Annotated in this window: 12 protein-coding genes; 7 read left to right on the forward strand and 5 right to left on the reverse strand. The window is 65.0% G+C overall.

The genetic code is table 11. The annotated features are described in order from the left end of the window. Window positions 1–154: 154 nt before the first annotated feature. The 3 genes from SIDU_RS08665 to SIDU_RS08675 are packed head-to-tail and all read right to left on the reverse strand — an operon-like array spanning window position 155 to window position 6,052. Window positions 155–3,724 (reverse strand): error-prone DNA polymerase, encoded by a 3,570-nt coding sequence (locus SIDU_RS08665; protein WP_007684682.1) that lies wholly within the window; start codon window positions 3,722–3,724, stop codon window positions 155–157. After that, window positions 3,721–5,310, reverse strand: coding sequence for a Y-family DNA polymerase (locus tag SIDU_RS08670; protein ID WP_007684680.1), 1,590 nt, complete (start codon window positions 5,308–5,310; stop codon window positions 3,721–3,723). The genes SIDU_RS08665 and SIDU_RS08670 overlap by 4 nt, the downstream gene beginning before the upstream one ends. Beyond that, window positions 5,207–6,052 (reverse strand): ImuA family protein, encoded by an 846-nt coding sequence (locus SIDU_RS08675; RefSeq protein WP_007684678.1) that lies wholly within the window; start codon window positions 6,050–6,052, stop codon window positions 5,207–5,209. The genes SIDU_RS08670 and SIDU_RS08675 overlap by 104 nt, the downstream gene beginning before the upstream one ends. A gap of 221 nt (window positions 6,053–6,273) precedes the next feature. Here SIDU_RS08675 and SIDU_RS08680 point away from each other — a divergent pair, with 221 nt between their 5' ends. The 7 genes from SIDU_RS08680 (at window position 6,274) to SIDU_RS08710 (ending at window position 12,875) form a co-directional block, all read left to right on the forward strand. Then, on the forward strand, window positions 6,274–7,143 hold the full coding sequence (locus SIDU_RS08680; RefSeq protein ID WP_007684676.1) for a cytochrome c oxidase subunit II: 870 nt from the start codon (window positions 6,274–6,276) through the stop codon (window positions 7,141–7,143). Next, window positions 7,143–8,873: a cytochrome c oxidase subunit I gene (locus SIDU_RS08685; protein WP_007684674.1), complete on the forward strand. Its 1,731-nt coding sequence runs from the start codon at window positions 7,143–7,145 to the stop codon at window positions 8,871–8,873. Before SIDU_RS08680 ends, SIDU_RS08685 begins: the two co-directional genes overlap by 1 nt. Beyond that, the gene (locus SIDU_RS08690) at window positions 8,870–9,442 is read left to right on the forward strand and encodes a cytochrome c oxidase subunit 3 (RefSeq protein WP_007684672.1); all 573 of its coding nucleotides are present in this window, start codon (window positions 8,870–8,872) and stop codon (window positions 9,440–9,442) included. The genes SIDU_RS08685 and SIDU_RS08690 overlap by 4 nt, the downstream gene beginning before the upstream one ends. 11 nt (window positions 9,443–9,453) lie before the next feature. Then, window positions 9,454–10,137, forward strand: a complete 684-nt coding sequence (locus SIDU_RS08695) for a heme-copper oxidase subunit III family protein (RefSeq protein ID WP_007684670.1) — start codon at window positions 9,454–9,456, stop codon at window positions 10,135–10,137. A 13-nt stretch (window positions 10,138–10,150) separates the two neighbouring features. Then, a complete protein-coding gene (locus SIDU_RS08700; RefSeq protein WP_007684668.1) occupies window positions 10,151–10,486 on the forward strand; it encodes a cytochrome C oxidase subunit IV family protein in 336 nt (111 codons plus the stop codon). A 3-nt stretch (window positions 10,487–10,489) separates the two neighbouring features. Further along, window positions 10,490–11,161 (forward strand): c-type cytochrome, encoded by a 672-nt coding sequence (locus SIDU_RS08705; RefSeq protein WP_007684665.1) that lies wholly within the window; start codon window positions 10,490–10,492, stop codon window positions 11,159–11,161. Between the two features lie 109 nt (window positions 11,162–11,270). Further along, window positions 11,271–12,875, forward strand: a complete 1,605-nt coding sequence (locus tag SIDU_RS08710) for an alpha-amylase family glycosyl hydrolase (protein ID WP_007684663.1) — start codon at window positions 11,271–11,273, stop codon at window positions 12,873–12,875. Window positions 12,876–12,911: 36 nt separating this feature from the next. On the opposite strand, the gene SIDU_RS19865 is transcribed toward SIDU_RS08710, so the two are convergent. After that, window positions 12,912–13,187, reverse strand: a complete 276-nt coding sequence (locus tag SIDU_RS19865) for a hypothetical protein (RefSeq protein WP_174550390.1) — start codon at window positions 13,185–13,187, stop codon at window positions 12,912–12,914. 48 nt (window positions 13,188–13,235) lie between these two features. Continuing rightward, window positions 13,236–13,820 carry a response regulator transcription factor gene (locus tag SIDU_RS08720; RefSeq protein ID WP_007684661.1) on the reverse strand — a complete coding sequence of 195 codons (585 nt, stop codon included), beginning with the start codon at window positions 13,818–13,820 and terminating at the stop codon, window positions 13,236–13,238. Window positions 13,821–13,902 lie beyond the last annotated feature (82 nt).

The raw sequence follows: 13,902 nt of genomic DNA on the forward strand, positions 1-13,902 counted from the left end.
ATTTAATTCGCAGATTTGTATATATGTCAAAAATAATATGAGAGAATTTATAAATATTACATGAATATTATCATATATATTGGAAAAATCTTCTAACACTTTATTCACATCCGTAAGTAACTCCTCAAAGGGAAGCCGCAAACTTCTTCCCGCATCAATGAAAATCCCGCGATTGCGGCAATATCCGCACATTGCGCGGATGCCCGGAGGCATGCCGAGGACGCATGCGGGAAGGTTCCTGCACATCCGTTTGCGAAAGCCGCGACAATTCCGCCGTCCTGTCATGCACGCGGGATGCCATCAGGTGGACGACGCCTTCCTTGCTGCGCTGCACTTCCCCTTCGACCAGCATCAGCCGCGACGCCATGACCGGGCGCCGCTGCATTTCGAACAACCGCGCCCACAAAAGGATATTGGTGATCCCCGTCTCATCCTCGATGGTGATGAAGACCGCATTGCCCTTGCCCGGCCGCTGCCGCACCAGCACCACGCCGGCCGTCTTCACCAGCGTCCCGTTCCTCGCCGCCGCAATCTGGGCGCAGCTCAGCACGCCTTCCGCCGCGAAGACCGGGCGCAGGAATTGCATCGGATGGCCCTTGAGCGACAGGCGCGTCACCAGATAATCGGCCTCGACATGCTCGGACAAAGCCATGGCGGGCAGCATCGCATCCGGCTCCTCCCCCAGTTCTCGGGCCTTGGCGGCGGCGAACAGGGGCAATTCGTCCGAAGGCGTCCGCCGCGCTTCCCACAGGGCGGTCCGCCGGTCCTTCCCCAGCGAGCGGCAGGCATCGGCATCCGCCAGCAATCGCAAGGCCCGCGCCGGCAATCCCGCCCGCCGCGCCAGATCCTCCATGGTGGAAAACAGCCCTTCCTTCCGCGCCGCGACCAGTCGCTTCGCCCAATCCTCGCGAAAACCCTCCACCTGCCGCAGCCCCAGGCGCAACGCCAGGGCTCGCCCCTCTCCCTCGCCCCGCCCGCCGTCCCGCGACCGCAGCAGCGGTTCCAGCGCATTGTCCCACCCGCTCATATTCACATCGACATCATGCACGGTGACGCCATGCTCCCGCGCATCGCGCACGATCTGGGCCGGGGCATAGAAACCCATGGGCTGCGAATTGAGGAGCGCGCAGGCGAACACGGCAGGCTGGTGGCATTTGATCCAGGCCGACACATAGACCAGCCGCGCGAAGGACAATGCATGGCTTTCGGGAAAGCCGTAGCTGCCGAAACCCTCGATCTGCTTGAAGCATCGTTCGGCGAACTCCGCCTCATAGCCGCGCTCCACCATGCCCCTGATCATCTTCTCGCGGAAATGATGGATCGTGCCGACATTGCGGAATGTCGCCATGGCGCGGCGCAGGGCGTCGGCCTCCGCCGGCTCGAAGCCTGCCGCCGTGATGGCGAGCTTCATCGCCTGTTCCTGGAACAGCGGCACGCCGTAGGTCTCGCCCAGCAATTTCTGCAGTTCGTCGGCCGGCCCATGATGCGGGGATGGCCGGGGATATTCGACCTTCTCGTCCCCGCATCGCCGCCGCAGATAGGGATGGACCATATTGCCCTCGATCGGTCCAGGACGAACGATCGCCACCTGCACGGTCAGGTCATAGATCGAACGGGGCTTCAGGCGCGGCAGCATGTTGATCTGCGCCCTGCTTTCCACCTGGAACACGCCGATGCTGTCGCCCTTGCACAGCATGTTGTAGACGGCTTCGTCCTGCGCTTCCATATCGACCGTCAACTGATGGTCGCCCAGCCCCTGTTCCCGCATCAGGTCGAACGCCCGGCGGATGCAGCTCAACATCCCCAGCGCCAGCACGTCGACCTTCATCAGGCCAAGGGCGTCGATGTCGTCCTTGTCCCATTCGATGAAGCTGCGATCCTCCATTGCCGCATGATGCAGCGGCACCGTCTCGTCCAGCCGGTTCTGCGTCAGCACGAAGCCCCCCACATGCTGCGAAAGGTGGCGCGGAAAGGGCTCTGACAGCAATTGGTCGACAACCGCCTTCAACTGCGCGATCTGCGGATTGTCGAGCGCGAAGCCCGCCTCCACGATCCGGGCGTCGTTCATGTCGCTCGAATAGCTGCCCCAGACCGTGCTGGAGAGGCGGGCCGACACATCCTCGCCAAGGCCCAGCACCTTCGCCACTTCCCGCACGGCGCTGCGCGAACGGTAATGGATGACGGTCGCGGCGATCCCGGCGCGATGACGGCCATAGCGTTCGTAGATATATTGCATCACCTCCTCGCGCCGCTCATGTTCGAAATCGACGTCGATGTCGGGCGGTTCGTTGCGATCTTCGGATACGAAGCGGGAAAAGAGCAGGTCGTGCCTGAGCGGGTCGATGGACGTCACCCCCAGCAGGAAGCAGACCATGCTGTTCGCCGCCGATCCGCGCCCCTGGCAAAGGATTCCCTTCGTCCGGGCAAAGGCGACGATGTCGTGCACGGTCAGGAAATAATAGGCATAGTTGCGCTTGGCGATGAGACTGAATTCTTCTTCCAGCGTCTGGCGCACTTTCAGGGGAAGGCGCGCGCCATAGCGGGCATGGGCGGCGGACCAGGTCAGTTCCTCCAGCCATTGCTGCGCCGTCCATCCTTCCGGCACGGGTTCATGGGGATACTCATAGGAAAGCTGGTCGAGCGTGAAATGCACCCGGCTCAGAAAATGTCCGCTTTCCGCCACCGCTTCCGGGCAATCGCGGAACAGATGGGCGATTTCGGCAGGGTCATGGACATGCCTTTCCGCATTCGCCTCCAGCAGGCGTCCTGCCCTGGCGATGGTGGTGCCTTCGCGAATGCAGCCCAGCACGTCCTGAAGGGGACGCTGCGCCGGGCTGGCATAGAGCGCGTCCATGGTCGCCAGCAAGGGCACGCCCGTTATCGCCGAAAGCCCCTTGAACTGCGCCAGCCGCCGCGCATCCCGCCCATCCCGCCGCAATGCCGCCGCCAGCCAGACCCGGCGCGGCGCAAGATGCGACAATCGGACCAGCAGAGCTTCCAGGTCGGACGGAGCCGGCGGCGGCACGAGGCTGAGATGGCCCTGCCTGATCGCTTCCTGCGACGGCCGGTCGTCATGTTCATAGTCCACCGGCTTGCGATGCGCGGTCTGTTGGGTGGCGGTGGAGCCAGGCATCACGATCAGCAGCAGATCGTCCAGATAGGCGGTCAGATCCTCATAGCGAAGGATGCAATCGCCCTTCACCGAACGGAGATTGCCGAGGGTCAGCAATTTGGTGAGTTCGCCCCAACCCCGCCGGGTCGCGGGATAGGCGACGATGTCCGGCGTGCCGTCCACGAAGACCAGCCTGGCGCCGACGACCAGCCGCAGGTCGGTCCGGCAGGCGCGCTCCTCCTCTTCGCTGAGTTCCAGCGGCTGTCCCGCTTCCTTGCGCGCCTCCAGCAAGGCGGCGCGCATCCGTTCGGGCCAGCGCTTGCGCGCCACATGGGCGCGGACCACCCCGGCGACGCTGTTGCGGTCGGCTATGCCCAGCCCCTCAAGCCCCAGGGCGATGGCGCGCGCCACCATGTCCTGCGGATGGGATGCCCCGCGCAGGAAGGAGAAATTGGTCGCCGCCACCAGTTCGGCAAAGGGCGGCGCCTTGGGCAATCCGGTCGGCGAAGGTTCGCCACGGGGCTTCCGGCGCGCCTTCTCCAGCGCGTTGAGTTCGCGCCGGTCGATGGATTTGGGCCTGGACGGGTCGGGGCCCTTGCCGTGGCGCTTCATGCGAACAGGCCATGGATGTACCAGCCGGGATGTTCCGCTTCGGCGCCGTAAAGCCCGTTGCGGAATATCCAGTAGCGCCGCCCCCGCGCATCCTCGACCCGATAATAGTCGCGGGTCAGCCCCACGCTTTCCCCCTCCAGAGCGCCGTCCCTGGCCGTCCACCATGGGGGCGCGATGCGTTCGGGGCCTTCATAGCGCGTTACTTCATGCAATGCCTTGCGCCAGCGGAAGCGATGCGGCGGACCATCGGGCACCTCGGCCACCACGTCGATCGGCTGGGGCGGATCGAACAGATGCAGCGGGCGCATGGGCGGCTCCCCCTCCTCCCCCTCCTGCGGCCAGTTCATGGGGGCGCGGCTTTCCACGGCGGGCAGGGCAAGCTGGGCCTGTTCGGGGACATGGCTGTCCTTCGGGTGAAGCCGCTGGATGCGCGCCCGGCCTGCCCGGATCGACAGCCGGTCGACCAGGGCCGCGACGCTTTCCTCGCGACGCGCCTCTCCCCCTTCCAGCGCCAGTTGCGTGGGCGCCATCGGCTCCGCCCGCTGCACGGCAAGGCGCAGCATGTCGAAGCCGAAACCGGGGTCCAGCGGATCGGACAGCGCATCGATCCGTTCCTGCACCAGCCGCATGATCGCGGGCGCGTCCCGCACCGGCAGGCTGGTTTCCACCCGCAAGGGAAAGGCGAGGCCGTCGCTGCGGAAGAACAGCGCCTCGAACCGCCGCCCGCCCTGCCCGCGTTCGCTGAGCCGCTCCCCCGCCTCGGCCGCCATCTCCTCCAGCGTCCGGAGGGCAAAGGCGGTGCTGCCCATCGGCTCGGCAAAGCGCCGCTCGATCCGGATCGCCGGGCGCGACCGCCGGGGCGCGAGCGGCCGCCGCCCCAGCCCCAGCAGGTTATTCAACGCGTCCACCGCCTCCTCGCCGAAGCGCGACGCCAGGACCGCCGCCGGCCGCGCCGCCAGATCTCCCACCGTCCGCAACCCCGCCCGGCGCAGCGCCACCGCGCTTTCATCCTCCAGCCGCAACGCCTCCACCGGCAGGCGGCGCAGCGCCGCATCCTCGTCCGCCGCCGCGCCGACCGGAAAACGGCACAGCGCATGCGCGCCCTCCGCCGTTCCGGCAAGAGCATGGCGCACCCGCATGCCATGGCGCTCCAGCCGCTCCGTCACCTCTCGCGCCAGCATGTCCTCCCCGCCCCAGAGATGGGCGCAGCCGCTAATGTCGAGCATCAGGCCGAAGGGCGAATCCAGCGCGGCGACCGGCGTATAGCGGGCGCAACCGTCGCACAGCCGCTCCAGCCAGTCCTGGTCGCCATGGGGATCGGCATCGAACACGCGCAGTTCCGGCTCCCGCGCACGCGCATCGGCCAGCGTCATGCCGGGCGTCAGGCCCAGGGCCAAGGCATCGGCGTCGAGCGTCGCCAGCCGCATCGCGCCGCGCACCTGCTCGACGACGACGGCCGGTCCTTCGCCCTGCGCCCAGAGGTCAGGCCGCGCGATGCGCAGCCGGTCGATCGGCAGGAACGGGAACCACAGCGCCAGATAGCGGCGCTTGCCCATCGCGTCCTCCGCCGTCCCGTCCGCCGCCATCCTGTCCAAGGCCATGGCGTTCATCGCGCCCACCTTCCCTTTCTTCAAACATGCCCCGGCCATTGTCCCAGGCCAGCCGCCAGCAAAGCCCATCCCGTCCCGCCCGCCGCCGCAGCAGGCTGAGGTCGAAGGCGCTCCTGCCCGGCCCATTTCCCGGCAAGGGCGGCGATGGCGCCGCCGCCACGCGCCAGCGCGTGTCCGCCGCGCTCGGCACCGGATCGCCGCTTACCCGCAACATGAAGGCCGTGACGCCGGACGACTCCGCCGCCAGCGCCAGCCGCCGGCTGGCGGTCAGGTCCAGCAAGGGCGCCGGACCGCGCAATTCCGCCAGCAGCGCGCCCAGCGCGGGGCAGCGCAGCGCATCGACCGCCGCCCGCAGCAGCATGGCCTCATCGGCCATCACGCCGATCAGCAGCCGGGCGGGATCGATGCCAAATGCCGCCAGTCCAGGACCATAAGGCATGCCTCCGGCCCGGCCCGCCGCCGCCGTGCGCAGCCAGAGCAGGGGCGCTTCCCCCGCCGCCAGCCGCGCTAAAATCAGGGCCAGGCCGGCCCCCGCCGCCGCTTCATCCGCCGCGGCGAAGAATTCATGCACCCGGCCCCGCGCCAAGCCGCCGTCCAGCGCATGGTCGAGCGGCGCATGGCCGGTTTCCACCCGCGCATGGGGCTGCGCGGCTGGAACGCCCTCCAGCGATGCGATATGCCGCCTGAGGGCGGCGAGGGTCTTCACCGACTCAGCCATATATGTTCCCTATTTGTTCTTTTCGTCGCAATGGCGGACGCTGTCAATCGGGCATGAAGGCCCGAACCGGAAAAGGCGCAAGCGACGCCCGCACCCATCCATTTCCCAACCGCTTCCCCCATCAGCCTTTTTTCTGTAAGTTGCCGAAGCAGGTGTTACCGGGGCGACTCGAAATGCCGGATTGAAAGGCTGCGAGCGCCTGCCAATGTGGGAGAGGGCTTGTGCCGGTTGCGGTAGCCATCGCCATGCTCGTGGTCGGCTCGGTCGCCTTTCACCTGTTCAGTCCCTGGTGGAGCACGCCCATCGCATCCAATTGGGGATCGATCGATTCCGCGCTGGACGTGACGCTCTGGATATGCGGGGCGGCCTTTGTCGGGCTCAACCTTTTTCTTGCCTGGGCACTCGCCAAATATCGCCACCGCCCCGGCCACCGGGCGCATTATGAACCGGAAAACAGCACGCTGGAAAGGCGGCTGACATTCTGGACCGCCATCGGCATCGCCGGGATGCTGGCGCCGGGCCTCGTCGCCTGGGGCAAATATGTGTCGGTGCCGAAAGAGGCCACCGTCATCGAGGCGGTGGGGCAGCAATGGCAATGGTCGTTCCGCTATCCGGGGCCGGACGGCGTGCTGGGCGCGGCGGGGGTCAAATATATCACCCCCGACAATGGGCTGGGGCTCGATCCGCTCGATCCGTTCGGACGCGACGACATATTGGTCGAAAGCGGCGACCTGCACCTGCCGGTCGGCAAGCCGGTGAAGATCGTGCTGCGGTCCAAGGACGTGCTGCACGATTTCTACGTGCCGGAATTCCGGGCCAAGATGGACCTCGTGCCCGGCATCGTCACTTATTTCTGGCTGACCCCGACGAAGACGGGCACGTTCGACATCCTCTGCGCCGAACTGTGCGGCACCGGCCATCATGCGATGCGCGGCAAGGTGGTGGTGGAAACGCCCCAGGCCTTCGCGCAATGGCAGGCGCAGCAGAGCAGCTTCGGCCAGATATTGGCGGAGACGCCCCCCGCCGCCATGTCGATCCTGCTGATCAAGGCCAATGCCTGCATCGTCCCTGCCTCCTGGAGCATTCGCTGATGGCTACGACCCTGGCCGACGACCTGCGCCCGCTGCATCATCCGCATGGCTGGGTCACGAAATATGTCTGGAGCCAGGATCACAAGGTCATCGCCATCCAATATAGCGTGACCGCCATCGCCATCGGACTGGTGGCGTTGGTGCTGTCGGCGCTGATGCGGCTGCAACTGGGGTTTCCGGGGGTGTTCCCGGCGATCCAGCCCGACAATTACCTGCAATTCGTGTCGATGCACGGCATGATCATGGTCGTCTACCTGCTGACGGCGCTGCTGCTGGGTGGTTTCGGCAATTACCTGATCCCGCTGATGATCGGGGCGCGGGACATGGTGTTCCCCTTCGTCAACATGCTGAGCTACTGGTTCTACCTGCTGTCGGTGGTCGTGCTGGTGGCCGGATTCTTCGTGCCCGGCGGGCCTACGGGAGCGGGCTGGACGCTCTACCCGCCGCAAGCGATCACCGAAGGGACGCCCGGCCACCAATGGGGCATAGCGACCATGCTGGTCAGCCTCGCCATCTTCGTCGCGGCCTTCACCATGGGGGGCCTCAATTATGTGACGACGGTGCTCCAGGCGCGGACGCGGGGCATGACGCTGATGCGCATGCCGCTGTCGGTCTGGGGCATCTTCACCGCGTCGGTGATGGGCCTGCTCGCCTTTCCGGCCCTGTTCGTCGCGGCGATCATGATGCTGTTCGACCATTTCGCCGGCACCAGCTTCTTCATGCCGACGATGCAGTCCATGGGCGCGATCACCGACACGCAGGGGGGAAGCCCCCTCCTGTTCCAGCATCTCTTCTGGTTCTTCGGCCATCCGGAAGTCTATATCGTCGCCCTGCCCGCCTTCGGCATCGTGTCGGACCTGATCAGCGTCCATGCCCGGCGCAACATCTTCGGATACCGCATGATGGTCTGGGCGATCGTCATCATCGGCGCGCTCAGCTTCCTGGTCTGGGCGCATCATATGTATGTGAGCGGCATGAACCCCTATTTCGGGTTCTTCTTCGCGACATCGACCTTGATCATCGCCATTCCCACCGCGATCAAGGTCTATAACTGGCTGCTGACGCTGTGGCGCGGCGACATCCATATGCGCGTGCCGATGCTGTTCGCCATCGCCTTCATCTTCACCTTCATCCACGGCGGGCTGTCGGGGCTGTTCCTGGGCAATGTCAGCGTCGACGTGCCGCTGTCCGACACCTTCTTCGTCGTCGCGCATTTCCATATGGTCATGGGCGTGTCTCCGGTGCTGGTGATCTTCGGCGCCATCTATCACTGGTATCCCAAGATCACCGGGCGGATGTGGAACGAGACATTGGGGAAACTCCACTTCTGGATCACCTTCCTTGGCGTCTACGCGATCTTCCTACCGATGCATTATCTGGGCATATTGGGCGTGCCGCGCCGATATTATGCGCTGGGCGATACGGCCTTCATCCCGCAATCGGTGCACCTCGCCAATCAATGGATCAGCATCGCCGCGCTGGTGGTGTTCGCGGCGCAGGGCCTGTTCTTCTTCAACATGATCTGGAGCCTGTTCCGCGGCCCCCGCGCCGGTCCCAATCCCTGGGGCGCGGCCAGCCTGGAGTGGCTGACCCCCGACACGCCGCCCGCCCACGGCAATTGGGGACCGCATCTGCCGGTGGTCCATCGCTGGGCCTATGACTACAGCGTGCCGGGGGCGGAACGCGACTTCATCCCCCAGACGGAGCCCAGAACGGAATTGGGCGGATGAGCATCATTACGCGCCTCACCGAAAAGAGCTGGGAGCCGGGCAATCCGGTCGAACGCGAACGACCATCGGCGGCAACGGTCGGCATGGTCGCCTATTTCGGCGTGGCGCTGGTGATGTTCTCGCTGCTCGTGGCGGCCTATCTGATGCGCATGGGGCTGCATGAGGCGATCGGCCATGCCGACGACTGGCAGCAGATGCCCGATCCGCCGCTGCTCTGGATCAACACGGCGGTTCTGATCGCCAGCAGCATCGCCTGGGAAGTGGCGCGGCAGAGGCGGCAGGTTCGCGCAGCATTGACCGGAACGGCCCTCAGCCTGCTCTTTCTCGCCGGGCAACTCATGCTGTGGTGGCATTATCGGACGGCGGGTTACGGCCTGTCTGCCAACCCGGCCAATGCCTTTTTCTACCTGCTGACGGCGCTTCACGGCCTGCACGTCGTCGGCGGCCTCGTCGCCGCCGGGCGGGCGCTGGCGAGGGCGAACGTGCGCACTATCGCCCTGTGCGCCCTCTACTGGCATTTCCTGCTGGCGATCTGGCTGGTTCTCGCCGCTTTGCTGCTGTCGACCTGAGGATTAGCGCCATGGCCCAAGGCATCAGGGATAGGGAAGTCATCGCCCCCACCTTGCGGGAGATCGCGGCCGACTGGTCCGCCGACCAGGAAGTCTTCCGCCAGACCCATTGGGGCAAGGCGATGATGTGGATATTCCTGCTCAGCGACACCTTCATCTTCTCCTGCTTCCTGACCGGCTACATGACCGTGCGCGCCTCCGCCGTGCTGCCCTGGCCCAACACGGCGGAGGTGTTCGCGCTCAGCATCGGCGGGCAGGATATTCCGCTGATCCTGATCGCGATCATGACCTTCGTGCTGATCAGTTCCAGCGGCACCATGGCGATGGCCGTCAATTTCGGATACCGCCGCGACCGGCGGAAGACGGCGGCGCTGATGCTGCTGACCGCGCTGTTCGGGGCGACCTTCGTGTCGATGCAGGCCTTCGAATGGACCAAGCTGATCGAGGAAGGCGTGCGCCCCTGGAGCAACCCGATGGGCGCGCCGCAATTTGGCGCCAGCTTCTTCATGATCACCGGCTTCCACGGGCTGCATGTGACCTGCGGCGTCATCCTGCTGCTGATCATCGCCTATAAGGTCGCGCGCGGCCATTATGACCGCACCGGCGATTACAGCGCGGTCGAGATCGCCGGGCTGTACTGGCATTTCGTCGACCTCGTCTGGGTCTTCATCTTCGCCTTTTTCTATCTCTGGTGACGGGAGGGGGATCATGGAACATCCATCGGCCGCCCATGAGGGGCAGCATCATCCGATCAGCCTCTACCTCAAGGTCTGGGGATACCTCTTCCTGCTGAGCGCCATGTCCTACATGGTCGACTACCTCCATGTGCAGGGCATCGTCCGCTGGACGCTGATCATCCTCTTCATGCTGCTCAAGGCGGGGCTGATCCTGTCGATCTTCATGCATCTGGCCTGGGAACGGCTGTCGCTGATCTACGCGATCCTGGTGCCGCCGCTGGTGCTGCTGGTGCTGGTGCGGATCATGACCATAGAGGCGAACTATGCCTTCTGGACCCGCGCCATCTTCATGGGCGGAGGGGGCTGAGCCATGGGCCGGATGCGCGGATTGGCGGTGGGGCTGTGCGTCGCCGGGGCGGCCGCGACGCTGCTGGGCGCGGGGTGGTTCAGCGACCGGCTCTACACGCGGGAAAGGCCGGGACAGCTTGCCTACAGGATGGACGACATGCCGCCGCGCGTCGACATGGCGGCCATCCAGCGCGATTGGCCCGCCAGCTTCAGCGAACCGGGGGAAGGCAGCCGCGTCATCGCCTATCATCGCGACATGCGGGGCAAGGCGCCGGCGCCCGGGACGGAGGGCGGCGGCGGCGCAGCCGCTCCACCCCCTGACCTCGGCGCCCTGCTCGCCAGTGCGGACGCCGGTGCGGGGAAGCGGAAGGCGCAGCAATGCATGAGCTGCCATGACCTTGGCCAAGGCGGCCCCAACGGGATCGGGCCGAATTTGTGGGGCGTGGTCGGCAGAGCGGTGGCCAGCCATGCGGGCTTCGCTTATTCCCCCGCCATGCGGGCGCAAAAGGGCGATTGGAGCTATGAAAGACTCTTCGCCTTCCTCGCCTCGCCGGGGCGGGACATGCCGGGGACGAAGATGAGCTTCGCCGGACTGCGCAAGCCGGAGGATCGGGCCGCGGTGATCAAATATCTGGCGACCCTGGGGACGGGAGCACCGCCCTTGCCCCAGCCCAAGGCGGTTGCTTCGCGGTAAGGGTCGGGCTTTCCCTCTTCCGACCCGGCGATCAAGGCCCCTATGAAAAGCCCCCCGATCCCGTCAGAAGGACATCCTATGCCAGCAATGTGCGGAGTGTCCCTGCCCCATGACGGATTCGAACCTGCCCTGGTGGCGCGGCGCCGCTATCTACCAGATCTATCCGCGCAGCTTCGCCGACTCCAACGGCGACGGGATAGGCGACCTTCCCGGCATCACCGCGCATCTGCCCTATGTCGCGTCGCTCGGGGTGGACGCGATCTGGCTTTCGCCCTTTTTCAGGAGCCCGATGCGCGACTTCGGCTATGACGTGTCGGATTATTGCGATGTCGACCCGATCTTCGGCACGCTGGCGGATTTCGACGCCCTGGTGGCCAGGGCGCATGAACTCGGCCTGCGCGTCGTCATCGACCAGGTCTGGGCGCACACGTCCGATGAACATGGCTGGTTCGCCGAAAGCCGCTCCAGCCGCGACAATGCCAAGGCGGACTGGTATGTCTGGGCCGACCCCAAGCCGGACGGGTCGCCGCCCAACAACTGGCAGTCGGTTTTCGGCGGCCCGGCCTGGACCTGGGACGCGCGGCGCGGCCAATATTACATGCACCAGTTCCTGCGGGAACAGCCGCAATTGCACCTGCATCATCCGCAGGTGCAGCAAAGCGTGTTCGACATCATACGCTTCTGGCTGGACCGCGGCGTGGACGGCTTCCGCATCGACGCGATCAACCATTCGATGCACGACCCGCTGCTGCGCGACAACCCGCCCGCGCCCGAAGACGGCAAGGTCCGCACCCGCCCCTTCGACTTCCAGATCAGGAAATACAGCCAGAGCCATCCCGACATTCCCCTTTTCCTGGAAAAGGTCCGGCAGGTCTTCGATGAATATGAAGACCGCTTCACCGTGGCCGAAGTCGGCGGCGAAAACAGCGATGTCGAGATGAAGGCCTTTACCCAGGGCCATCGCAGACTGAATACGGCCTATGGCTTCGACTTTCTCTACGCGCCCGAACTGACCGCCGACTTCCTCAGGACCGCGCTCGCCAAATGGCCGGCCCGGACCGATGCGGGCTGGCCAAGCTGGGCGTTCGAAAATCACGATGCGCCCCGCGCCGTGTCGCGCTGGGCCGGGGCGATCGACCCGGACGCCTATTGCCGGATGAAGATGCTGCTGCTGGCCTGCCTGCGCGGCAACATCTTCCTTTATTATGGCGAGGAACTGGGGCTGCCGCAGGTCGACATCGCGTTCGAGGATCTCCAGGATCCAGAAGCCATCGCCAATTGGCCGCTGACCCTGTCCCGCGATGGCGCGCGGACGCCGATGCCCTGGCGGTCGGACGCGCCCTATCTCGGCTTTTCGGAGGTCAAGCCCTGGCTGCCGGTCGGGGAATCGCATCGCGCCCTGGCCGTCGACGTGCAGGAGGCGCGGCCGGATTCGCTGCTGCACTGGACGCGCCGGGTGCTTGCGCTGCGCAACGGATCGCCGGCTCTGCGGGCGGGGGCGATCCAATTCCTGGAGGGGCCGGACGAATTGCTGCTGTTCGAACGGACGCATGGGAATGAGCGGCTGCTCTGCGCCTTCAATCTCGGCAACCGGGCGGCCGCGTGGACATCGCAGGAAAAATGGCGGCCGCTGCTGACGACCGGGGGCGTCGAGAAGCTGATGTTCCCGCCCGCCTCCGGCATGGTCGCGCGGATCGCCGATCCACCCGGATGATGCGCATCGACGATGAAGGCGACGGAACGGATGCGATCAGCACAGGCAGTCTATGCTGCCTTCCTCTTCCTCGAAACTCGCGACATTCTGGACTTTCTGATATTGCCCGATGATCCTTCTGCATTCTTCCCGCGATTTGAAGAATTCCGGATCGTCGGCGATATGACTTCCACCCCTTACTGGTTCCTCCACCATTAACCATGGTTTGAAGGAAGGCGCTGTTGCACTGTCAGATGTCTGTCTGAGATCGGTCCATTTTCTCCTGACAATGCCGTGCCCGAATAACGGGCGGCGAACATCCCATGTCATCATTGCCAATCCATTGACTGAAGCAGATGGAAAAACCGGGCACCTGTACGATTACGATAATCCTGCATCCGGCAGAAACCGGATGATCTCCGAAAATTTCCTGACGCCAAACTTCTTCATGATGCTGGCGCGATGCATCTCCACCGTCCTGACGCTGATCCGCAGCTCATCGGCCACATCCCGGTTGCTGCCGCTGGCGCTGAGCGCCCGCACGACATCCAGCTCCCTCTTGGTGAGGCTGCCGAAATAGGCCGCTGCGGTTTCCCGGCGCCGCTGGATCTCGATGTTCCGCTCCAGCATGGGCCAGGCGTTGGCGAGCACCTTGAGCAGCAGGCCGTCGGCAAAGGGCTTTTCCAGGCAGTCGACCGCGCCGCGCTTGATGACGTCGACGGCCGTGGGAATGTGGCGGGACGCGGTCATGACGACCAGGGGAATGTCCACCCGCCGCGAGGAAAGTTCCTGCTGAAGCGCCGCCCCGGCCATGTCGGCCAGATGCAGTTCCATCAACGCGATGCCGGGAGCCAGGAAATCCAGCGCCTCGATGAAATCCGCACCGCAGGAAAAGGGGACGGGCGCGAATCCCTCGCGACGCAGGATGCGCACCAGATCCTGGCGCATCCGGCTGTCGTGGTCCACGATATAGACTGGGCATCCTGGGTTCATAGCCATTCGCCTAAACCACCTATTCCGCGCAAACGCGCGAAACCGCCGATGGTTT

The sequence above is a fragment of the Sphingobium indicum B90A genome (genome assembly GCF_000264945.2).
GTDB lineage: Bacteria > Pseudomonadota > Alphaproteobacteria > Sphingomonadales > Sphingomonadaceae > Sphingobium > Sphingobium indicum.